This window comes from Methylorubrum populi, assembly GCF_002355515.1.
GTDB classification, from domain to species: domain Bacteria; phylum Pseudomonadota; class Alphaproteobacteria; order Rhizobiales; family Beijerinckiaceae; genus Methylobacterium; species Methylobacterium populi_A.
The window spans coordinates 5,400,174-5,422,609 of the sequence record NZ_AP014809.1 but is presented as its reverse complement, the minus strand read 5'-3'; the positions used below and the strand labels follow the sequence as shown (position 1 = coordinate 5,422,609).

The window sequence follows — 22,436 nt, the reverse complement described above, 5'->3', positions numbered from 1 at the left end:
TTCGGCACAATACGCGCTTACGCTCGGGTAACGCGATGTTAGGAGGTGGTGGGTCCGCCGCCTCCGGAGGCCCGCAGCAGTCCAAGAAGCGCATGAATTTCTTCCGCAGACAGCCTCCGATCCGGGACGTGCAGCGCGAGCGGCGCGAATGGGTGCTCGACCAGCAGCGCTGGAAGCACCAGCGCGATATCGAGCGCGGCTACCGCATCAAGTGGGGCTACGTCGCCATCGCCTATCTCGTCGAGTTCATGGTGATCGGCGCCTCGCTCGCCGGGGCGTGGCTGTTCGCGGGCTATTACAGCGACGGCGACGACCGGGCGTTCTACTTCATGCTGCTCGCGCCGCTGGTCTACGCCGCGGTGGAGCTGTGCCGCGTGCCGCTCGGGATCCTGGCGCGCACGCAGCGCTCGTGGTTCGTGAAAGGCTTGGCCATCATCGGCATCGTGTTCGCCGCGGGCGTGACCACCAAGTCGGTGTCGCAGCTCGGCGAGATGATGTTCCATCCTCGCCTGATGGACGCCGCCAAGGCCAAGACCGCGCTCAAGGACGCGCAGGCCGACCGCGACAGCATCGACACCCGCATCGCCGCCGCCAATGCCCGCGTCGAGCAGTACACGAACGAGCTGGAGCAGATCGAGAAGCGCTCGGCCGAGAATGCCTCGCAGCTCGCCGGGCTGCCGGCCCAGCGCTGCGAGCGGGTCTACGGCACCAACAGCCGCGGCATGCGCTACTCGAACCTCAAATGCGTGACCGACCCGCGCACCGCGACCCTCAACGCCGCGGTGGCCAAGGCGGGCACCGACCGCAGCGCCATCGTCAAGGAGCTGGAGGAGGCGCGCAAGGCACGCGGTCTCCTCGACCGGGGTGCGGCCGACCGCAAGGTGGCCGATGCCGAGCAGGCCTACCGCAACTCGGTCAACCGCTCGCAGCTGCACTCCTTCACCGCCATGGTCTACGGCGTCGATCCGATCGACGTGAGCGACGCGCAGGTCCACGCCTTCCTGCGCATCTTCGTGTTCGTGCCGGCGCTCTGCGCCGCCTTCGCCTCGACAATCCTGGCGCTCTCGGCCGTCTCGGTGCGCAAGACCTTCATGGACGAGGACGACCTCGGCGCCGCCGTGAACCCGGAAGCGACGCCCTATCTGCTCGCCTCCATCGCCGAGGGCGTGCGCCAGGAGATGGCGCTGGCCCAGCCGAGACCGGTCGCGCGCGACGCCTCGGTGATCCCGCTGGAGCGGCGGACCGCGCCGGTGGTGCCGCCGCCCCCGCCCCCCGCCAACACCTCCGGCACCGCCCCGACCGGCGTGACGGCGTAAGTTTTTCGAGTCGAGCGCCCGGCCATGAGCATCCACACCGAGGGCACGCACGAGAACATCGTGCTCGCGCAGCACGTCAACGGCCGCCTGCGGGCGGAGGCGCGGATGCACTTCGCCCGCGCCTTCCTTCTGCGGGCGATCGGGGCCGGCGCCTTCTCGGCGCTGGCCGGGATCGGCATCGGCGCCGCCTGCTACGGCTACGCCTACATGAACCAGTTCGACTCGGCGGCGGAGAAGATCGCCAGCGCGATGCAGACGGCGCTCGCCGACGTGACGCTCAAGACCAAGGGCGAGGTCACGCTCACCGACAACACCCTGAAGATCGAGGCCCTGCCGACGCAGAAGGCCAATGCCGTGCCGACGCCGACCAAGGCGCAGCTCGGCACCGACGCCGCACCGGCTTCCCAGGCCCCGGTGAACACCACCTTCACGGTGTTCAAGCAGGTGCCCTATCTCGACGGGCAGATCGTGACCGGCTGGAACTTCAAGGCCAACGAGGAGCGGCCGTTCCAGCAATACTGCTACTTCTCCCGCCGCTCGAACGAGTCGAAGGGGCAGGTCGAGATCAAGATCGACCTCGCCATGGACGGCAAGACCCTGCCGCAGCCGCAGAAGTCGGACGTGAACCTCGGTATCCTGGCCACCAACTGCGTGTGGCACGACGGGAAGACACTATGAACGCAAACGCACAAATGTAAAAAATTCATAATTGCTGTTTTGCTCGTCGCCAACACGGAAAAGCTGCACAAGATAACGTTTACACAGAAAACTTTTTGTGCTCCTTTGTGAGCGCGGGATTATTCATATCCGCGATTCTGGATTCGCTGACATGGATCAACATCAAATTTCCGTTGAGTTGGGAAATTCCAACGCCACGAGTAGTCAAGACGCATCCGAACTACGTGAATTTATAAATCAAATCGCCGTCAGGCATGGTCTCGATAAACAAATTGGTATCGACATCATCAAGGATCGGACCGATACGCAAGATTTTGGCGCCACTCTTGCTATCTTATTTGGAACACCCGCTGCCATAGCCATAGCGAAAGGCATACACGATTTCATCGCAAAGAGCGGCAGCCGAGTGACGATCAATCACAAAAACGGCACGGTGATTGCGGTTGGCGATCCAGCGAAGAACATTGATATTGCAGCAGTTGTAAAATACTTGCAGGGACTGTCCGATGATCGCCCCCAATAATAGAGGCAACTTTTCACTCATCATTATTGGCTCGGATATATTCGAATTTCTCCCTCCTTCCTTTTCGAAACAAGCATTTAAAAATTCTGCGGGTGCATTTTATGAATATATGACTACATTTCCGAGCGGACCCAGAATTGAATCCAGTCAAGTATTAAATTTATTTGCAAGTCCTCTAAAGATAGACGAGCAAGACGAGCGGATAACTGATTTTATCAGAAATATGCCAAGCGAATGTAATTCCATTATAATATATTACGTAGGACATGGTGATTTCCTTTCAGACCGGCAGTACTATTTGAGCGTTAAGAAGACAGATCGCAATCGTCGGCACTTTACTGGACTTAAGGTTCGCGACCTTGCGGAAACTCTTAAGCTTAACGCTCCTGGAAAGCGGATTTATTTAATACTCGATTGTTGTTTCGCAGGAGCTGCCGTATCTGAGTTCATGAGTCAAGATCTATCGATTCATATCGAAAATCAGACTTTTTCTAATTTTCCCGAATTAGGAACAGCATTGCTGGTCGCTGCATCTCGAAATGAACCAGCGCTTACGCCTGACGGCAATGCGTTTACAATGCTCTCTGAAAATCTTATCGAAGTCCTTAAAACAGGATCCGCAAGCAAGGGGGCCTATCTGAGCATTCGTGATATCGGAGATCTCGTCGCAAGGAAAATAAGAGCTAAGTATGGCAGCTCTGCCGTTATACCAGAGATCCACGCACCCAAACAGATAAACAGCGACATTTCAGACAGGCCGCTGTTTATCAATAGCTCATTCGATCCATATAAACCCAAAGAAAATGGGTACGATTATCATATTTTTTACGACAGCAACAAAGAATCTGTCGAATTTCAATCTTGGATCACAATAAAGCCGAACGTGCCAGGCCTACCGGAGGTGGCTGAAATCGACAGAAGCGAGGGGTATAGGGTCTTTGCAATCAGTTCCAAAGGCAATGGCAAAGTCGGTGTCAACAAATATATCCCTTTTCTGAAGGGTCGCGTAGATTTTGAATATAAAATTTCTTCCCACCACAATGAGAACATTGTATTTTCACTTTTACCTTTGCATTTAAAAACTAAGGACGAGTTTGACAATGCATGGGAAGGTATTAGAGGATACTCCATGCTCTACGATGATTTCAAAAACAGCCGCCAAATCACAGCAAATCTCATCAAACGATCCCGCCACATTATCAAAAATAAACCAGACCCAAATGCGGAAATTTCTCACATTATGTTGATGCACAGACCAATCTTGACCGATACGTCAAATTGGATCACCTGCTCGATTGACTTTGACTTCGAGGAAATTAACGAAGCTGATTACTGTGTATTTTGTATTAGAATGAATGAGTGGACTGACACTAAAGGCCCCGGGCGCCTACTGTTTAGGAGAGTAAAAATATTTGAATATCGCCGAAATCTATAGATAGCCGACATATCCTGTCGGTCGATTTGCATTACACTGGCAAACAAGTATATGGGCAGGAAGACAAATGCAGGCGACTGAACATCCAAATCCCATATTCTCTATCATTTTCTTCATTATGCGTCGGTAATCTAAGCTCCCGTGGCCGCCTTGCACACGCCGACATAGCCGGGTTAGTCGAGGTCAGCTTTCTTCGACGCGAGGCCCCATGCGCTTCACCGGAACCGAGTCCTACGTCGCGCCGCCCGACCTCACCACGGCGGTCAACGCCGCGATCGTGCTGGAGCGCCCACTCCTAGTGAAGGGCGAGCCCGGCACCGGCAAGACGGTGCTGGCGGAGGAGATCGCCCGGGGCTTGAGCGCGCCGCTGCTGACCTGGAACATCAAGTCGACGACCAAGGCGCAGCAGGGCCTCTACGAGTACGATGCGGTCTCGCGGCTGCGCGACTCGCAGCTCGGCGACCCGCGCGTGTCGGACATCGCCAACTACATCCGCCGCGGCAAGCTGTGGGAGGCGTTCACCGCCCCGCAACGGCCGGTGCTGCTGATCGACGAGATCGACAAGGCCGACATCGAGTTTCCCAACGACCTGCTGACCGAACTCGACCGGATGGAGTTCCACGTCTACGAGACCGGTGAGACGATCCGGGCGGAAAACCGCCCCATCGTCATCATCACCTCGAACAACGAGAAGGAACTGCCGGACGCCTTCCTGCGCCGCTGCTTCTTCCACTACATCAAGTTCCCCGACGCCGAGACGCTGCAACGCATCGTCGAGGTGCATTATCCGGGCATCAAGCACCGTCTGGTCGAGGAGGCTTTGCGCGTCTTCCTGGAGACCCGCGAGGTGCCGGGTCTCAAGAAGAAGCCCTCGACCTCGGAATTGCTCGACTGGCTCAAGCTCCTCGTCTCCGAGGACGTCTCGCCCGAGACCCTGCGCGAGCGCGACGGCCGCAGGCTGATCCCGCCGCTGCACGGCGCGCTCCTGAAGAACGAGCAGGATGTCGGCCTGTTCGAGAAGCTCGCCTTCATGATGCGCCGGGAGGGCAGGGGCGGCTGAGCCGCCCCCGTCCGTGGACGGTCAATTCGTCCGGCGCGAGAGCGAGACCGCGTAGGCCGGGGAGCGGATCGCGAACATCGGGTCGTCGCCCGGGCCGGCGATGCCCTCCGGCAGTTCCGCCACCGGATCGAAGGTGCGCGCGTCGCAGGTGGCATCGGGCTCGATCGCCGTGATCGCGAGGGTGCCGAGCGTCTCGGTCTTCCGCTGCTCCTCCGGCCACTGGACGGTCGGGTCGGTCGTCGAATCGCCCGGCTCGGCCCGGATGGCGACGAGGTCGAACCGGGCCGGCCCGCGGCCCAGACGCTCCTTCAATTCGTCGGCATAGAAGCTGTCGGGCTTAGCCTTCAGCTCGTCGTCACTGAGGCCGGCCTTGTCGGCGGCCACGAATTTCAGCCTTGCCGTCGTCGCCTCGCCCTTCGCGTTCGTGAGCGTGTAGGCGTGGACGCCCCAGTAATCGACGCCCGCAAAGCTCGCCGGCACCGGCCGGGCGTTGAGCCAGGCGGCCTGCCGCGTGGTCTCCGGATTCGCCGCCGCGAAGGCCTTGACCTTCTCGGCATCGGGCTTGCCGTCCGGCCCCGGCGCACGGGCCTGGAGGGAGGCCAGAAGCTGCTCCGGCGTGCGCGTCGAGAAGACGGGGGCGGAGATCACCACGAACACCATGTCGCCGGACGGGTCGCTCATCCGCATCGCGAAGCCGCGGGTGACGGGCTTGGCCTTGTCCGAGACCTTCGGGTTGCTGCCGCCCATGGAGAAGCGGGCCGTCACCGGCACCGCCTTCTGGAAGTGGGGCGCCTTGGAGAGGGCGGCGGCACCGGATGCGGGGGTGAACTCACCCGTGAGGCAGACGCCCTTGGCGCCACTGGCGCGCACGCCGGTATGGTTGCCGCCGGCGGCGAAAAGCCCGGCGACGATAGCGGCCGGATCGGCCTCCTCGGCCGCGGCCGGGCCGAGGAGACACGCCAGCGCGGTGGTGCAACCGAGGAGCATGGGGAGCCGGATCATGGGACACTCTCTCGATTTCGAATCGCGCCGAGCGGAACGCTCCCTTTCATGAGTTGTGCACAATCTTTTTGCAAGCGCGGTGTCCGTCACGGAGGCGTCATTGGGTGTTCGATCTCTGGAGGAGCGAAGCGGTCGATCCTGCGGTGACGATCGGCGGCAACGCCCCATGTAAGGGCGCGTCGTCCACCCGCGTGATGCACCCCATGCAGACAAAAAAACTCGGCCGCAGCGGCCTCGATATCTCGCCCCTCTGCCTCGGCTGCATGACCTACGGCGTTCCGGAGCGGGGACCGCATCCGTGGACGATGCGGGAGGAGGAGAGCCGCCCACTGATCAAGCGGGCACTCGACCTCGGGATCAACTTCTTCGACACCGCGAACTACTATTCCGACGGCACCTCGGAGGAGATCGTCGGGCGCGCGCTCAAGGATTACGCGGATCGCGACAGCATCGTGCTGGCGACCAAGGTGTACTATCCGCTCAAGAGCCAGCCCAATGCCGGCGGCCTCTCGCGCAAGGCGATCTTTTCCGCGATCGACGCCTCGCTCAAGCGCCTCGGCACCGACTACGTCGATCTCTACCAGATCCACCGCTGGGACTACGCCACGCCGATCGAGGTGACGCTGGAGGCGCTCCACGACGTCGTGAAGGCGGGCAAGGCGCGCTACATCGGCGCCTCCTCCATGTTCGCGTGGCAATTCTCTAAGGCGCTCTACACCGCCGACCTGAACGGCTGGACGCGGTTTTCGACCATGCAGAACCATCTCAACCTTCTCCACCGCGAGGAGGAGCGCGAGATGATCCCGCTCTGTGCCGACCAGGGCGTCCCGCTTCTGCCCTGGAGCCCGCTCGCCCGCGGCCGGCTCACCCGCGATTTCGACACAGGGAGCGCCCGGCAGGAGAGCGATCTCGTCGGAAAGAACCTCTACGACGCCACGGTCGGGGCCGACCGCAAGGTGGTCGAGGCGGTCGCAGAGGTGGCGGAGAACCGCGGCGTGCCGCGGGCGCAGGTCGCGCTCGCCTGGGTGATCCAGAAGCCGGGCGTCGCGGCTCCGATCATCGGCGCGTCGAAGCCGCAGCATCTCGACGATGCGGCGGCGGCCCTCGACCTGAAGCTGACGCCGGACGAGATTGCGCGGCTCGAAGCCCCCTACGTTCCGCACCCCGTGGTCGGGTTCCAGTGATGCGCCGCCTGCTGCTCCTGCGCCACGCCAAATCCGCCTACCCGCAGGGCGTGGGCGACATCGACCGCCCGCTCAATACCCGCGGCCGCGAGGCCGCACCGCTGATGGGCGCCTATATCGCCCGCGAGGCACTGACGCCCGACCATGTCATGGTCTCGCCGGCCCGCCGCACGCAGGAGACCTGGGAGGCGGTGCGTGCGGAGATGCCCGGGACGCCCATGGAAACGGTGCCCTCGATCTACGAGGCGCCGGCCGGCCGCATCCTCGATGCGATCCGCTCCGCGCCGGCCGAGGCGCGGAGCCTGCTCGTGATCGGCCACAACCCCGGCCTCGGCGATCTCGCCCTGCGGCTCGCCGGAGAGGGGCCGAAGGACTTGCAGCGCGATCTTCGCGAGAAGTTTCCAACGGCGGCGCTCGCCGTGCTGGAGTTCGACGCGGAGCGCTGGGAGGACATCGCTGCCGGCGCCGGGCGTCTCGTGCGGTACGTGCGACCGCGTCAGCTCGCGGCGGAGATGGACGACGATTGACGGGTTTCGGCGCGGGCCATCGAACCCTTCGCCGGCTCGCACCGTTCCCTGACGAGAACAGCCGAGCTGACACCGCGTGAGGGACGACCGGCGTGCTTCTCGAAACGCTCCTCGCCGTGACGATGCTGGTCCCGCGGATCGAGCCCGGGCTCGGGTCCGCGATCGATTCCGCGCGGGCCCGCCTGCCGGCTCTTCCACGCCCCGCGGACGCGCAGCCCGCGCCGGCCCCGAGCTTCAGCCAAGTCGCGCGGGCCGTCTCCAACTGGCGGGAACAGGCGGGCGAGAACCTCGCGCCGGGCACGCTCGCCTTCGTCGTCCGGTACGCGGCGAGCGAGCCCGGCTTCGTCGCCCGCTGCGTGCGGCTCAACAATTACTGGTGCATCAAGCAGGCGGGCTGGACCGGCGAACTCGGCGGCGACGCGGAGGGCCATACCGGCTTCGCCACCGCCGCCGACGGGGCGGATGCGGCGGTCCAGCTCCTTCGCCGCTACCAGCGCGATTTCGGGCGGCGCTCGGCGCTCGCGATCGTGCGCCGCTGGGCCCCCTCGGAATGCAGTGCGCCGCGGCCGGTCTTGACCGCGGCCGCAGGAGCTGCCGCCGGATCGGCTGGACGCGCGGTCAAGCTGCCGGCCCGGCGAGTGCCGGGGGCCGCGGTCTCGAAGACGATCGCGCCGCAGGGCATCGGCGGCACGCTGCGCGCCCGGTTCCTCGCCCGGCACGGACGGGGCGGAGTCGCGCGGGCGGCCCCCGTCGCCACGGGCGGCTTGCGGGTGCAGCCCTGGTCGGCCCGCGCGCGGCTCGCCGGACATCTCGGTCGCGCCCCCCGGGCCGTGGCGAGAGCCGCCATTCCCCTGCCGAAGCCGGCCGCCGACATCGCGACGGGCCTGACCGGGACGACCACCGCAAACGCCGCGACGACGCCGAAGGTGGCGCATATGGCGGCCTCGAAGTCACCGGTGCCGCCGGCGTCCGCGATCCGTTCGCCCGTCTCCTCCGGCGCGGCGGATCCCGCCGCCCTCTTGGCGCCCGACCGGCTGGCGGCGGAAGCGGCGGCATTGCCCTCGATCGCGGCCTCGCTGCCGAAGGGCAGCCTGCTCGATCTGAGCCTGCCGGCCCCGGTCTGCGCCAGCGACGAGACGCGGATCCGCAACTACGCGGCGCGGATCGCCGGCAGCGTCGGCCTCAAGCCCGATGACGATCTCCGACTCTTCCGCGACGACGGCCACCCGACCGACAACCTCGTTCCGGTGATGCTGGCGATGTCCTCGGTCGAACTCGGCACGCTGCACGCCTCGAAGGCCCTGGTCGGTGCGGCAATCGAACGGTTGCAGGCGCGCCTCTCCGGCACCGCCTCGTCGCAGTCGCGATCGAACTCCGCGCTCTAGAACCGTGTCCAGCCCGACCGCATCGGGCCGGCGTCTGCAGACCTTCGTCTTGACGCGCATTTTCTGGATGAAACGGTGACCACAGCGTCGGCAGGCGCTTCGAGGATGGACCGCGCACCGGACCGTATCGGCGCCGTCGAGGGTGAATAGTGGAGAAGCACTACTCCCAACGAGGCGGATGATCGCTCTCGTCCCGCTGATATGGTCACGGCAACGTCTTCCGGGGGCTCGACGGAAACCGGCCGAGACAACGGCCTTCGCACTCCTGGAGACGCGATGATGCGTCTGCTCATCACGCGAAGGCAGGTATGCCTCGTCGGACGCCCGATCGTCGCGAGCGCCCGGCTGGAAGCCGGCGGCGCGGTGGGCGTCCGGTCAGGGATGCCCGGCGGATCGTGCATCCGCCGTCCTCTTCGCCGCCGATGGGCCGCTCGGCCAGACGGGGATCGGGATGTCCTGCATCGACGGCGAGGCTGTTGTTCACGCGGTTGCGGCTCCGACCGCCGCGCCCGATGGAGATGGGCCGAGCCGGCCCTTCGCACGGCCCGCAACGCTGACGCCACAGGAGTTGCAGGAGGACTTCCGGCACCAGCTCGATGCCGTATGCCGGGTCGTGGAGGAGCAGCTTCGCACGCTCACCCGAGCCCGCGCGGTCGCGCGGGTGAGCCCGTCCGGGCCGCCGGAATCGCCTGAGACGCCGCCGACCCCCGTGCCGGCGGATTGCGGAGCGCCGCGGCTCCTCACCGATCGCGAGGCCGAGATCTGGCTGGCCGCGCAGTTCGGAGCGGACGCCAACGCCGCGATGACCGAGATCGTCACCCTCCGGCTCGACGGCCCCCTCGACATGGAGCGCCTTCTGGCCGCCCTGCGCTCGGTGCTCGGCCGCCACGAGGCCCTGTGCGGTCGCTTCTCCCCGAGCGGCGAGACGGTGCGGGTCGATCCCGCGGGGACCGCGCCGGTGCGCCGGGCCGATCTCGCGGGCGAGGCGGATCCGGAGGCCGCGCTCTGCGCCAAGCTCCACGAGCTCGCCGGCCTGTCGTTCGATCCCGTCGCCGGCCCTGTGGCGCGGGCCGACCTCCTCCGCCTCGGCGAGAGGCAGCACGTCCTTGTTCTCTCGGCGCACCACATCGCCTGCGACGGCTGGTCCTTCGCGGCTCTGGTCGACGAGATCGCCCAGGCCTACCGCTCCGGCCCGGAGCGGCTGGCGCCGGCCCCGCAGGCGGATGCCGGCGTCGCTTCGGGGGCAGAGGTGGACCGAGCGCTGGCCTATTGGGCCGAACGCCATGCCCAACCGGCCGAGCCGCTCGACCTGCCGACCGATCATCCGCGGCCGAAGCTGCGCGGCTTTGCCGGCGATACGCGCAGCGCAGCCCTGCCGCCGCCGCTGGTTGCCGCCGTGCGGGCACTCGCGGCGCGGCAGGGGCAGACGCTGACCGCCACGCTGCTCGCGGCCTTCCACGTGCTGCTCGCGCGGCTCTGCGGCCAGGACGACCTCGTCGTCGGCGTGCCGGCGGCGGGGCAGCCGCGCCTCGACCGGCTCGGACTCGTCGGCCACCATGCCGACCTGCTGCCGCTGCGGGCCCGGCTCGACCCGGCGGAGCCCTTCGCCGCCCATCTCGCCCGCACCGGCTCGGCCCTGGCCGAGGCTGGGGACCATGCCGACTGCACGCTCGGTCGGCTGCTGCGCCAGCTCGACCGGCCGCACGACCCCGCGCGGCCGCCCCTGGTGCAGGCGCAGTTCAACCTTCAGCGCTTTCCCGACGCGATCGATTTCGGAGACGATCTGCGCGGCGTCCTCGCACCGGGCCCGAAGCGCTTCTCGACCTTCGAACTCACCGTGAGCCTGCGCGAGACGACGGACGGACTGACGCTCGACGCCATCTACAACCGCGCCCTGTTCGAGCCCGCCACGATCGAGCGCTGGATCGGGCACTACGTCACCCTGCTCGGGCACCTCGCCCGCGATCCCGCTCAGCCGGTCGGGCGTGTCCCGCTCCTCGATGCGGCGCAGCGGCGGACCATGCTGGTGGACTGGAACGCCACTGAAACCGCCCATCCGCTCAAGGTCGGGGCGATGCGCGCCTTTCAGCTCCACGCGCGGCGCGCCCCGGACCGGATCGCGATCCGCTTCGGCGAGGAGACCGTCTCCTACGGTGCCCTCGATGGCTGGGCCGACCGCATCGCCGCCGCCCTGCTCGGATCCGGCCTGCCCGAGGGTGCTCGCGTCGGCCTCCTGATGCGCCGTTCGCCTGGCCTCGTCGCGGCAATGCTCGGCGCCTTGCGGGCCGGCATCCCCTACGTCCCACTCGACCCGGCCATGCCGCCAGCCCGCCGCACGGGGATCGTCGCCGATGCCGGGATCGGAGCGATGCTCACCCTCGCCGCCGACCGGGCGCTCTCCTCCGAGGGGGGCCCGGGCATCATCGAGGTCGACCAGCTCGACGGGTCGACCCCGCGCCGCTTCCCGCGCGTTCCGGCGGATCGGACCGCCTATCTGATCTACACCTCGAGCACGACCGGCGCGCCGAAGGGCGTCGAGGTGCCCCATCGCGGCCTCTCTAACCTGCTGTTCTCGATGGCGCGGGCGCCTGGGCTCGGACCGGAGGACCGCCTGCTCGCGGTGACGACGGCGACCTTCGACATTGCCGGGCTCGAATTGCTGCTGCCGCTGATCCGTGGCGCTCAGATCGTGCTAGCTTCCACCGAGGAGGCGCGCGACGGCCACGCCCTCCTCGCCCGGCTCGAACGGAGCGGGGCCACCGTGCTCCAGGCGACGCCGATGACGTGGCGGCTCCTGCTGGAGGCGGGTTTCCGCTCTCGGCGCAGCTTCAAGATGCTGTGCGGCGGTGAGGCGCTGCCGCTCGATCTCGCCCGGCGCCTGACCGAGGGCGGTGGCGAGTTGTGGAACCTCTACGGGCCGACCGAGACGACGATCTGGTCCTCGGCCGCGCGGATCGACCCGGGTGAGGAGACGGTTACGGTCGGCCGGCCGATCGACAATACCAGTCTGTTCATCCTCGACGCGCAGGGCGAGCCGGTACCGGTCGGCGTCACGGGCGAGTTGCTGATCGGCGGCGTCGGGCTCGCCCGCAGCTATCTCGGGCGGCCGGACCTGACGCAGCGGAGTTTCATCGCGAGCGCCCTGCCGGAATGCGCCGGGGCGCGGCTCTACCGGACCGGCGACCGCGCCCGATACCGGCCGGACGGCCGCATCGAGATCCTGGGACGGGCCGACCATCAGATCAAGCTGCGGGGGTACCGGATCGAGCCGGGCGAGATCGAGGCGGTGCTGCTGCGCCAGACCGGGCTGCACGCCGTCGTGGTGCTGCGCCCCGACGCGGCCGGCGAGGATCGCCTGGTCTGCTACTTCGTCCTTCCGGCGGACGAGGCGGCCCCCACGCTGCGAAACCTGCGCGCCGCCCTCGCGCGCGAACTCCCGGATTACATGATTCCCTCGCAATGGGTCCGGCTCCCGGAACTGCCGCTGACGGCGAGCGGCAAGATCGACCGCAAGGCGCTGCCTGCCCCGGAAACCCGACCCCGCGTCCTCTCCGCCGCCGAGTCGGCCGCTCCGATCCCGGTTCCGCTCAAGCCGGCTCCAGGCAGCCCCCCGGATGACGGCCCGGAGGCGAGGCTGGCCGCGATCTGGCGGGAGGTGCTGGGCCTGTCGGCGGTCGCGCGCGACGACGATCTCATCGCCCTCGGCGCGGACTCGCTCACCGTGTTCCGCATCGTCGCGCGGGCACGACGGGAGAACCTGCCGCTGAGCGCGGGGGACCTGTTCCAGGAGCGCACCATCGCCCGGGTCGCCGCGCTGCTGCACGGCCGCGCGGAGGAGGGCGGGGACGCGGCGACCGCGCCGCGGGTGCCGATCGCGCCGATCCGGCGCCCGCGTCCGGCGGAGACCGAGCGTGCCGCGGTCGGGCAGGGGTGAGGGCCGGCGGCATGCGGCATTTCACGCAGGAAACACCGGCGGGGCCGGGCGAGGCTCACGGGGGCGATGCCTTCACCGCTCGCTGTTCCCACAGCCAGACGCGGTTCTGGCTGCTCGACCGGCTGCGCTCGGGGGATCCGAGCCTGCACGTCGCGGCCCGCTGGCGCATCGCCGGACGGCTCGACGCCGACATCCTCACCCGCAGCTTCCGCCTCCTCGTCGACCGGCACGAGGCCCTTCGCACCGCGATCGTCGCGGAGGGCGGACGACCGGTGCAGCGGATTGCCGGATCGGTGGCGCTGCCGTTCTCCGAGATCGATCTCTCGGGCCTGCCCGGAGATCGTCTGGAGGAGGCCCGGGAAATCGCCGATTCGGACGCCCGGAAGCCGTTCGATCTGGCGCGCGCGCCGCTGCTTCGCGTGACGCTGCTGCGGCTCGGGCGCGGGGACTCCCTGCTGCTCGTCACCGCCCATCACAGCGTCTGCGACGGCTGGTCGATGGTGGTGCTGGCACGGGAATTCGTGGCGATCTACGGCGCCCTGGGCCGGGGGCAGGCACCCGCTCCGCCGCCGGTCCTGCAATACGCCGACTTCGCCGAGTGGGAGATCTCATCCGCAATCGCCGCCGCAGCGGAGCGGGACCTCGCATTCTGGGCGCAGTCGCTGCGCGATCTCGCACCGTTCGAGCTGCCGTCGGATCATGCGCGCCGTCCCGACCGGGAGCGGCGCTTCGCCGCCGAGACCCGCCAGCTTCCCGCCGAACTCAGCGCCCGCATGGAGGACTGCGCGCGTGAGCACGGCGCCACGCCCTTCATCCTCGCCTGCACGATCCTATTCGGGCTCCTCAGCGCGCGGACGGGACGCAGCGACATCGCCATCGGCACGCAGGTGCTCGGGCGCGACGAGGTCGAACTCGAAGGGGTCGTCGGCACCTTCGTGAACACGCTGGTCCTGCGGATCGACCTCGGAGCTGAACGGAGCTTTGCCCAACGGCTCGCGGCGACGCGGCGAACGGTCCTCGATGCGTGCGACCGCGCGCTCGCCCCGTTCGACCGGGTGGTACAGGCGCTGGCGCCCTGTCGCGACGGTCTGCGGCCGCCGCTGGTCTCGGTCAACGTCCGGCTGCGCCCGATGCCTGAGAGCGCACGACCGGCCGCCGCATCGGCTGAGGGGTCGCCGATCCGCCTGGTCGACCTCGACTATGCCGCGAGCGGCAGCTTCTTCGATCTCGATCTCGAACTGGCGCCGACCGCGGCGGGCTGGCGTCTGGTCTGCGAGTATGATGCAGGCCTCTACGAGGCGGCGACCGTGGCCGGTCTGCTCGCGGATTTCGAGCGCTCCGCCTGCGCGGCGGTCGGCGCGCGCCTGCCGGATCCGGCGCCGTTCGTCGGCAAGGCCTCGGGCGGTCCGGCCGGTGCCAAGCCCGAGGATGCTAAGCCCGAGGATGCCAAACCCGAGGATGGCAAACCCGAGGATGCCTTGCCCGAGGCCACCGGGCCGGATCGGACCTTCGATGGGGTCGACCGCGCGGCCGGCCGGCCTGAAACGGGCGCGGAGCCCAGCGGCGGCTCCGGCGATCTCTCAGCGGCGGTGCGGGCGATCTGGCGCGCGATGCTGGGCCGCCCGGATCTCTCCGACGAGGACGACTTCTTCGCCTCGGGCGGAGACTCGCTGTTGGCGGCCCGCCTCGTCGCCCGAATCGAGGCGGCAACGGGCCGATCGGTTTCGCTCTGGTCCTTCTTCGAAGCGGGCACGGTGGCGCGGCTCTGCGCCCTGCTTGAGGGCGAGGTCCCAGCGGGCGTGCGGCTTCGCTGGCTCCAACAGGCACCGAGGGCGGAAGAACGGCCCGGCTTCACCGCGATCCATCACGCCGCGGCCGACCACGAACTCTACCGGCCGCTGGCCGAGGCCCTGGGTGCCGATCAGCCCTTCGCGACGCTGCGGCTCGAGAACCGGCTTCCGCTACACGATGCGACGCTCGAGCGGCTCGCGGGCGCCTACCGCGCCGCCATCAATGCCGCGCAGCCGCGAGGGCCGATCCGCCTCGTCGGCTTCAACCGCTCCGGCATCCTCGCCTTCGAAATCGCCCGCCAATTCGCGGAAGGGGGCCGCGAGGTCGCGCTCGTCGTCCTCATCGATTGCTGGGAGCCCGGCTATTTCCGGCGTCTGGCGACGCGCGAGCGCGTCCGGGCCGCCTTCGCCTACCGGCGCGGGCGCCTCGCCGCGCTCCTGCGCCATCTGCGCCGCGACGGAGCCGCCTACCTCGTCTCGCGGATGCATCTCCGGCTTCGCTCGAGCCGGGCTTGGCGGCGGCTGCGGCGCCTCCTGTATCGCGCGGGGGCCGCATCACCGAATCCCGAGGAGACGTTCCGGCAGATGACGGACGATCTCGACGCGCTTGCGCTGGCCTACGAGCCGCGTTCCTATTCCGGGCCGGTCCTGGTCGTGCGCAGCGAGAGTATCCCGGTCGGCCCCGCCCTCGATCCGATGCTGGGCTGGCGCGCCTTCGCCGGGAACGGCGAGACCGTCAGCGTTCCGGGCTTCGGCCACGAAGGCGCCTTCTCCGCGACCGGATGCCGGGTGATAGCCGCCAAGATCAGCCTGATGGCTTTGCGATGACAGCACCCGCAGCCGGACGATCGCCGACCCGGTCCGTTCGATCCTGCAAGGTGACGGATCCGGGCTTCGCTCAAGCGCGGCGGGCCGAGAGCGCCGCCATCGGCCGCCGCGTCGGAATCGGGCCAAGAGTCGCTTGCATCCAATCCTTGGCCGTGAGTAACTTTGATTAATGAAAATCGAATGATTGCAGGGGCCGATGACGAGCGTCTCGCTGGTGATCTGGGGAGCGACCGGTATCGGTCTTCTGGCGATGCTGTTTCTCCTGCGTGAGATCAGAAACGCGCCCTACGACGACGAGCCGGAGCGGGAGCGGGCTCTGTCCGAGGTCGAAAAGCAGAGATTGCGCTACCTGTCCTTGGATTAGGGGTTCGGGATCAGCCTCACACGCCGTATCGATCGAAAATCTCGTTCGAATGGGACCTACTGCTTCTCCGTGCGCTCGCCGATCCGCGCCGGGAGCCGGCCGTCACGCGCTCTCGCGCTGGTCCCGCGGACGCGCGGCGAGCGCCGTCCGGTAGATCGTCAGCAGCGCGGCGGTCGTCGCCTCCTCGGTCCAGTCGCGCAGATAGGCGGAGCGGGCGGCCGCGCCCATCCGCCGGGCCTCGTCCGGCTGGGCACGCAGCCGCTCGATCGCGCCGGCGAGGGCAGCGGAATCGCCCGGCGTCACCAGCAGGCCCGTCACGCCGTCCTCGACGAGGCTGGCCAGCGCGCCGATCCGCGAGGCGATGACCGGCGTGCCCGCGGCATAAGCCTCCGCCACGACCATCGGCAGCCCCTCGTACCAGAGGGAGGGCACGACGAGCGCTGTGGCCCGGCCGATCCGGGCCCGCATCTCGGCGCGGGGCAGGGCGCCCAGAAGGGTAAGCCCCGGCGCCCCCTCCAGGCTCTCCCGCAGCGGTCCCTCGCCCGCGACGTCGACAGGGGCGGCGAGCCGTGCGGCGGCCTGCTTCAGGATCTCGACGCCCTTCTCCGGGCTGAGGCGGCCGGCGAACAGGATGCCCGCGCGCGGGCCGTCGTCGGGCGGCCCCGGATCGGGCAGGCCGTTCGGCTTCACGAAGATGCGGTGCGCCGGCAGACCCGCCGCGACGAAGCGGCCGCGGGCGAATTCGGTGAGCGCGACGAAGGCATCGACGTCCCGCGTCCAGGTGCCAGCCTTCCGGTGGCGGTCGATCATCCGCGCCACCGCCAGCGTCCCGAGCCGCGAGCCGCGGTAGCAGCCGTGGCGCACGGCGGCGTAGGAGGAGCCGGTGAGGCAGGTCTCGCAGGGGGCACCGTCGCGCATCAGCATCGCGCCGGCGCAGGCGAGGCGGAAATTGTGCAGCGTCTGCACCGTCACCGGCCCGAGCGCCCGCACCGCCCCGTGCATGGCGGGCGAGACCAGGGGGAAGGTGTTGTGGGCGTGGACCACGTCCGGCCGGAAGCGCTCCACCGCCGCGACGACGCGGGCGATCCCGCGGGGCGCGTGCGGCGCCTCGAAGGCCGTGCGCAGGCGGTCGAGCGGGGTGCGGATGTCGTCGTTGTGGAAAGCCAGCGTCTCGACCGTGCAGCCGGCCGCGGCCAGCGCCGCAGCCTCGTGCTCGACCACCGCGTCCTCGCCGCCCCGGATCTGGTAGTGGTTGTGGACGATGAGGACGCGCAACGCTCCGCTCCTCAGGACCGGCGCGGCGCGGGCTGACGGGCCATCTTCCAGAGAAAGACCGGCGCCATCACGAGGTAGCGCCGCCACAGGCGCCGAGGCTCGCTGAAGAGCCGGTGCAGCCATTCGAGCGCCAGCACCTGCATGAGTTTCGGCGCGCGCTTCACCGCTCCGGAATGGAAGTCGAAGGCGGCGCCGACCCCGATCAGCACCGTGCCCGGAAGCCGGTCGAGGTGGTCGTTCATCCAGATGTCCTGCTTCGGCGTCGACATGCCGACCCAGACGATGTGAGGCTCGGCCGCCTTGATCGCGTCGGTGAGCCGCGCGTCGAGATCGGGTGCGACGGCGCCGAAGGGCGGGCAGGCGAGCCCGCAGACCTGCGTGCCGGGATATTTGCGGGCGAAGTTTTCCGCGACCTGCTCGGCCACGCCCTCCTTGCCGCCGTAGAGGTAGTGGCGGATGCCGGTGTTCTGGGTGGCCGCGAACATCTCCTCCATCAGCGAGGGGCCCGGCACGCGGCCGGTGCCGTGGGCGCGGAAGAACCGGCTGATGATGGTGAGCGGCGCGCCGTCCGGGGTGATCATGCTGGCCCGCTCGTGCGCGACCCTCAGGTCGGGCTGGTCCTGGGCGCACATGATGCCGTGGACGTCGCGCACGCAGACCATGCTGGTGCGCCGCGCCCGCGCCCAGCCGATGAGGGTGCGGACCGCGAACGGCATGTCGATGACGCTCACCGGCACGCCGAGGATGCGGGTCGCGGGCAGGCGGTGCGCCCCCGGCCCGTCCGCGGGGACGAAGTGGGGATCGGCCCGGTTAATCCGAAGCGCGTAGGGCTCCGACGCCGGAACGGAAGCGGCCTCGCTCATGGGCAGGCTTCCCTCGATCTCAGGCATCGGCCACATTCTCCCGGAACCACGCGTAGGTCGCGGCGATGCCGTCGCGCAGCGGCACCTTCGGCGCCCAGCCGAGGCCGCGCAGCCGGTCCGCCGACATCAGCTTGCGCGGGGTGCCGTCGGGCTTGCCCGGATCGCGCACGATCTCGCCCTCGAACCCGACGACCTCGCAGACGAGGCGGGTCAGGTCGTAGATCGGAATGTCCTCGCCCGAGCCGACATTGACGTGCTCGGCCTCCGAATAGGTCTTCATCAGGTGGAGGCAGGCATCGGCGCAGTCGTCGACGTGCAGGAACTCGCGTCGCGGCGATCCGGTGCCCCAGATCACCATCTCCTTGGCCCCGTTGCGCTTGGCCTCGTGCGCCTTGCGGATCAGCGCCGGCAGGACGTGGCTGGAGTTGAGATCGAAATTGTCGCCCGGCCCGTAGAGGTTGGTCGGCATGGCCGAGATGAAATCGCGGCCGTGCTGCTGGCGATAGGCCTGGGCGAGCTTGATCCCGGCGATCTTGGCGACCGCGTACCACTCGTTGGTCGGCTCCAGAGAGCCGGTGAGCAGGCTCGACTCGACGATCGGCTGCTCGGCGAATTTCGGGTAGATGCAGCTCGATCCGAGGAACAAAAGCTTGCCGACATCGGCGCGGAACGCCGCCTCGATGACGTTGGCCTCGATCATGAGGTTTTCGTAGAGGAAGTCGGCCGGATAGGTCGCGTTGGCGAGGATTCCACCGACCTTGGCGGCTGCCAGGAACACCGCGTCCGGACGCCGGTCGCGCATCCAGGCGCGCACGGCCGCCTGATCGCACAGGTCGAGTTCCGCGCGGGTGGCGGTGAGGATCTCGCAATCCTCCCCCGCGAGCCGCCGCACCAGGGCGCTGCCGACGAGGCCGCGATGGCCCGCCACGAAAACGGTCTTGCCGGCCAGACTGTACATGGCGCCGTTCCTCACAGAAGCGGGTTGGAATCGGTCGGCGCCGGGTTCTCGCAATACCACGCGACCGTGCGCTCGATGCCCTGGACCAGGGAGATCGCGGGCGCGTAGCCGATCGCCCGCATCTTGCCGATGTCGGGGCAGCGGCGCGGCGTCGCCCCGGCGGCGGCCGGACCGGCGACGAGATCGACCCGGACGCCGAGCGCCTCCGCGGTGATGCGGGCGAGATCGCGGATCGCGACCTCCTCCATCGAGCCGATATGGTAGACGTTCATGCTCTCGCCCGAGCGCCACATCCGGACGATGCCGTCCACGACGTCGCTGACGTAGCAGAAGGCGCGGGTCTCGCTGCCGTCGCCCTGGAGCGTGATCGAGCCGCCGTCACCGGCGGCGACGATCTTCTCGATCAGTTGCGGCACCACGTGCTTCCAGCCCATGTCGGGTCCGTAGACGTTGTGCGGCCGGAAGACCTGGATCTTGCGCAGCTTGTCACGGCCATAATTGAAGGCGATCAGCTCCGAGATCAGCTTCGAGCCGCCGTACGAGTAGCGCGGGTTGAGCGAGTCGGGGATCACCATCTCGATGTCCTCGTTCGTCGGCACCACGCGCGGGGTCTGGTAGACCTCGGCCGAGGAGGCGACGACGAGATCGGGCACGCCGGCCTCGATGCAGGCCTCGGTGACGGCCAGCGCGCCGCGAACGCCGACATCGAGCACGAGCTGCGGCTGCTTATAGAAGTTCTCGGTGCCGTTGACGGCGGCCAGATGGAACACGCACTCGACGCCCTTCAGCGCCGCGACCAGCGCATCCTTGTCGCGCACGTCGAGGGTCGCCCGCTCGATCGCACCCTTGGCGTCGGCGAGGCGCGAGGCCTGGCCGCGGATGTAGTTGTCGATGGCGACGACCTCGTGCCCTTGCGTCAGGAGCGCGCGGGTAAGATGGGCGCCGATGAATCCGCCCGCGCCGGTGATAGCCAGTCTGCTCATTGAAACTTACCCACGAGGTTGCCCACGGTGACGTAGCGATTTTCCAGGATCTCAGCCGGCATCTCGCTGAGGTTGTTCCAGTAATCGTAGACGAAGGCGTCATCCGACATGGTAGCGATGATCGTTTCCAGATCGATCTTCGAATATTCCGGGTGATTGTTGGCGATCACCAGAACGTCGGCGCCCGCGCAGGCGGCGGCGAGGCTGTCGTAGGGCGTCAGCCCCGACGAGATCGCCCGGACATGCTCCATCGGCACCACGCCGTCATAGACGCGGATTTCGGCGAATTGCTCGGTCGCCATCATCTCGCGGATGACGTGGAGCGACATCGACCCGCGCAGGTCGTCGGTTTCCGGGCGGCCCTTGAAGGCGAGGCCGGCAACCACCGCCTTGAACGGCCCGGAGCGGCGCGCCCGCAGCCGCTCGACGAGGCTTGCCACCGTCTCCGCCGGCTGGCGCTCGTTGACGAGGCGCGAGGCCGCGGTGATCTCGAGATTCACGCCCTTGCCCGAGACCGAGGAGAGCAGGATGTGCGGATCCTTCTCCAGGCAGGGGCCACCGACGAGGCCGGGGGCGGCGACGTTGGTGCGGGTATAGCCGAGCTTGCCGTAGCGGATGACGTCGTTGGCGTTGATGCCGAGCGCATCGCAGGCCCGCGCCACCTCGTTGGCGAAGGCGAAGTGGACGTCGCGCGAGGTGTTGTCGACGAGCTTGATCATCTCCGCCGTCTCCGGGCTCGCGACCCGGACGATGGTGTGGGTCAGCCGGCTGAACAGGGCGGCGGCCGCGTCGGAGGCGTCCGGCGTCTCACCGCCGACGATCTGCGGCAGGTTGATGAGCTCGCGCATGGCGTCGCCCTCGAGCGTCCGCTCGGGGCACATGGCGAGATGATAGTCCGTGCCGGTGCGGTCGAGGATCGGCTTCACCACGCCGGTCGTCGTGCCGATCCGCACGGTCGAGCGCAGGATCACCGTCGCGCCGTCGGTGAAGTGCTCTGCCACCTCGCGGGTCGCCTCCTCGATCATGTCGAGGCGCGGCTCGTGCGAGCCGGGATAGAGCGGCGTGCCGACGGTGATGATGTAGTACTCGGCCCGCGGCACGTCCCGCGTCGTGGTGCTGGCGACGAAGCGGCCCTTCTTCACCACGTCGGCGAGCGCCGCCCGGAGCCCCACCTCGGCGAAGTGCGGGACGCCGGCATTGGTCTTCTCGACGACGTCCGGCCGCTTCTCGATGCCGTAGACCTGGACGCCACGGCGCGCGAGGGCGACGGAGAGGGTCAGGCCGACGTAACCGAGACCGATGATGACGACGTTCGGAGCTTTTCTCGCGTCCATGATGGGGTCCCGTCTGCGATCAATCTTCGAAATCTCTGACCTGACCTGAATTCCGGCGCGGTGCAGGCGCGGCGTCATCCTTCATCCTCGGGCGGTCGAAACGCCTGAGGACGGAGTCACGCCGGTTCAGCAATGTGCGTGCCTTGGGAAAGTCGTATCAAACCGGGATCGACGGCCCGTTTGCGGACACTTTGATCGCGCCGCGTGAAGATTTCGGGACTTCGAATGGTCAACGATCGGCATCCGGCGAACCGAGCATTTGCCGTTCCCGGACAGGCCGGGGGAAGCGGTCGCGCGCCGACATCAATCCCGCCCTCATTGCGCGGCCCATAGCCTCAGCCCTTTCCCTGCCGGCCGAAGCAACGCTTCGCACCGAGCTTCGTTCGTCCTGCCGGAGACGGCGGCGCATCGGGCGCCGCCGGGCCTTCGAGGGAGAGGCGGATGCCGGTTCGGATGACCCAGGAAACGCAGGACGTGATCGACGGCCAGCGGCAGGTAGTGGTGCGGGTCCATTTCGGCCGGCCGGATGCCGGGCGCGACGTCGTCGAGGTCGCCGCGACCGTTCGGGTACCGGCCATCGAATCGCAGGCGCAGACCGAAGCCGCCGCGCGGCAGATGGCGCGACGGGCGCTCGAACAGGCATTGTCGGCCTTCCCGCTCTGAGGCCGAAGCCGAGGGCCGGGTGCCGCACGCCCGGCGTCGAGCCGGGATAGTAGAGCAAGAGGCGCCGGATCCGTCGCCTGAGCGATCGCGGGGCGGAGAGGGCGCGCGATCGGCGGTCCCGCAAGGCTCGGGGGATCCGGCCGGCGACGTGTGGATTCTCACGCCGCGCAACCATCGGATCGATTTCGCCTTTTCTCGCGCTTCACTTGCGGCCGGGCCTTCGGGCATGCCTTAAGTGCGAGCACGAGTGCCGCGCCCGCCCCGGCGAGCGGCCTCGATCGCATGCGCCGCCCCTCCTCGCCACTCAGGCCGCTCCCGAGCCTGCATCTCGCCC

18 protein-coding genes are annotated in these 22,436 nt (G+C 67.8%); 12 read left to right on the top strand and 6 right to left on the bottom strand.

The window, feature by feature from the left end:
* Positions 1–92 precede the first annotated feature (92 nt).
* The 5 genes from MPPM_RS25215 (at position 93) to MPPM_RS25205 (ending at position 5,012) form a co-directional block, all read left to right on the top strand.
* The gene (locus MPPM_RS25215) at positions 93–1,316 is read left to right on the top strand and encodes an ATPase (RefSeq protein ID WP_096487420.1); all 1,224 of its coding nucleotides are present in this window, start codon (positions 93–95) and stop codon (positions 1,314–1,316) included.
* A gap of 24 nt (positions 1,317–1,340) precedes the next feature.
* A complete protein-coding gene (locus tag MPPM_RS25210; RefSeq protein ID WP_096487419.1) occupies positions 1,341–1,994 on the top strand; it encodes a glycoside hydrolase family 25 domain-containing protein in 654 nt (217 codons plus the stop codon).
* A 151-nt stretch (positions 1,995–2,145) separates the two neighbouring features.
* The gene (locus MPPM_RS28280) at positions 2,146–2,517 is read left to right on the top strand and encodes a hypothetical protein (RefSeq protein WP_157914293.1); all 372 of its coding nucleotides are present in this window, start codon (positions 2,146–2,148) and stop codon (positions 2,515–2,517) included.
* Positions 2,501–3,952 carry a hypothetical protein gene (locus MPPM_RS28275; protein ID WP_157914291.1) on the top strand — a complete coding sequence of 484 codons (1,452 nt, stop codon included), beginning with the start codon at positions 2,501–2,503 and terminating at the stop codon, positions 3,950–3,952. The genes MPPM_RS28280 and MPPM_RS28275 overlap by 17 nt, the downstream gene beginning before the upstream one ends.
* A 208-nt stretch (positions 3,953–4,160) precedes the next feature.
* Positions 4,161–5,012 carry an AAA family ATPase gene (locus tag MPPM_RS25205; protein ID WP_096487418.1) on the top strand — a complete coding sequence of 284 codons (852 nt, stop codon included), beginning with the start codon at positions 4,161–4,163 and terminating at the stop codon, positions 5,010–5,012.
* Between the two features lie 21 nt (positions 5,013–5,033).
* Here the strand turns inward: MPPM_RS25205 and MPPM_RS25200 are convergent, their stop codons facing one another.
* Positions 5,034–6,014: a catalase family peroxidase gene (locus MPPM_RS25200; RefSeq protein WP_096487417.1), complete on the bottom strand. Its 981-nt coding sequence runs from the start codon at positions 6,012–6,014 to the stop codon at positions 5,034–5,036.
* 203 nt (positions 6,015–6,217) lie between these two features.
* On the opposite strand from MPPM_RS25200, the gene MPPM_RS25195 reads away from it, so the two are divergent.
* From MPPM_RS25195 to MPPM_RS28620, 6 genes are all read left to right on the top strand, one after another.
* On the top strand, positions 6,218–7,198 hold the full coding sequence (locus MPPM_RS25195; protein WP_096488029.1) for an aldo/keto reductase: 981 nt from the start codon (positions 6,218–6,220) through the stop codon (positions 7,196–7,198).
* Positions 7,198–7,725, top strand: coding sequence for a SixA phosphatase family protein (locus tag MPPM_RS25190; RefSeq protein ID WP_173807954.1), 528 nt, complete (start codon positions 7,198–7,200; stop codon positions 7,723–7,725). Before MPPM_RS25195 ends, MPPM_RS25190 begins: the two co-directional genes overlap by 1 nt.
* A gap of 92 nt (positions 7,726–7,817) precedes the next feature.
* On the top strand, positions 7,818–9,110 hold the full coding sequence (locus MPPM_RS25185) for a hypothetical protein (RefSeq protein ID WP_096487415.1): 1,293 nt from the start codon (positions 7,818–7,820) through the stop codon (positions 9,108–9,110).
* A gap of 451 nt (positions 9,111–9,561) precedes the next feature.
* A complete protein-coding gene (locus tag MPPM_RS25180; protein ID WP_096487414.1) occupies positions 9,562–13,044 on the top strand; it encodes a non-ribosomal peptide synthetase in 3,483 nt (1,160 codons plus the stop codon).
* Between the two features lie 11 nt (positions 13,045–13,055).
* Positions 13,056–15,662, top strand: a complete 2,607-nt coding sequence (locus tag MPPM_RS25175) for a condensation domain-containing protein (protein WP_096487413.1) — start codon at positions 13,056–13,058, stop codon at positions 15,660–15,662.
* A 196-nt stretch (positions 15,663–15,858) separates the two neighbouring features.
* Positions 15,859–16,026, top strand: a complete 168-nt coding sequence (locus tag MPPM_RS28620) for a hypothetical protein (protein WP_173807953.1) — start codon at positions 15,859–15,861, stop codon at positions 16,024–16,026.
* 102 nt (positions 16,027–16,128) lie between these two features.
* Here the strand turns inward: MPPM_RS28620 and MPPM_RS25165 are convergent, their stop codons facing one another.
* The 5 genes from MPPM_RS25165 to MPPM_RS25145 are packed head-to-tail and all read right to left on the bottom strand — an operon-like array spanning position 16,129 to position 21,439.
* Positions 16,129–17,301, bottom strand: a complete 1,173-nt coding sequence (locus MPPM_RS25165) for a glycosyltransferase (protein WP_096487411.1) — start codon at positions 17,299–17,301, stop codon at positions 16,129–16,131.
* A gap of 11 nt (positions 17,302–17,312) precedes the next feature.
* Entirely contained in the window at positions 17,313–18,191 is an 879-nt protein-coding gene (locus tag MPPM_RS25160) for a WecB/TagA/CpsF family glycosyltransferase (protein ID WP_096487410.1), read from the bottom strand.
* Positions 18,184–19,122, bottom strand: a complete 939-nt coding sequence (gene fcl, locus MPPM_RS25155; protein ID WP_096487409.1) for a GDP-L-fucose synthase — start codon at positions 19,120–19,122, stop codon at positions 18,184–18,186. The genes MPPM_RS25160 and fcl overlap by 8 nt, the downstream gene beginning before the upstream one ends.
* 11 nt (positions 19,123–19,133) lie before the next feature.
* A complete protein-coding gene (locus tag MPPM_RS25150; RefSeq protein WP_096487408.1) occupies positions 19,134–20,105 on the bottom strand; it encodes an NAD-dependent epimerase/dehydratase family protein in 972 nt (323 codons plus the stop codon).
* Positions 20,102–21,439 (bottom strand): nucleotide sugar dehydrogenase, encoded by a 1,338-nt coding sequence (locus tag MPPM_RS25145; protein ID WP_096487407.1) that lies wholly within the window; start codon positions 21,437–21,439, stop codon positions 20,102–20,104. The genes MPPM_RS25150 and MPPM_RS25145 overlap by 4 nt, the downstream gene beginning before the upstream one ends.
* 453 nt (positions 21,440–21,892) lie before the next feature.
* Between MPPM_RS25145 and MPPM_RS25140 the strand changes: the two genes are divergently transcribed.
* Entirely contained in the window at positions 21,893–22,102 is a 210-nt protein-coding gene (locus tag MPPM_RS25140) for a hypothetical protein (protein WP_244573413.1), read from the top strand.
* Positions 22,103–22,436 lie beyond the last annotated feature (334 nt).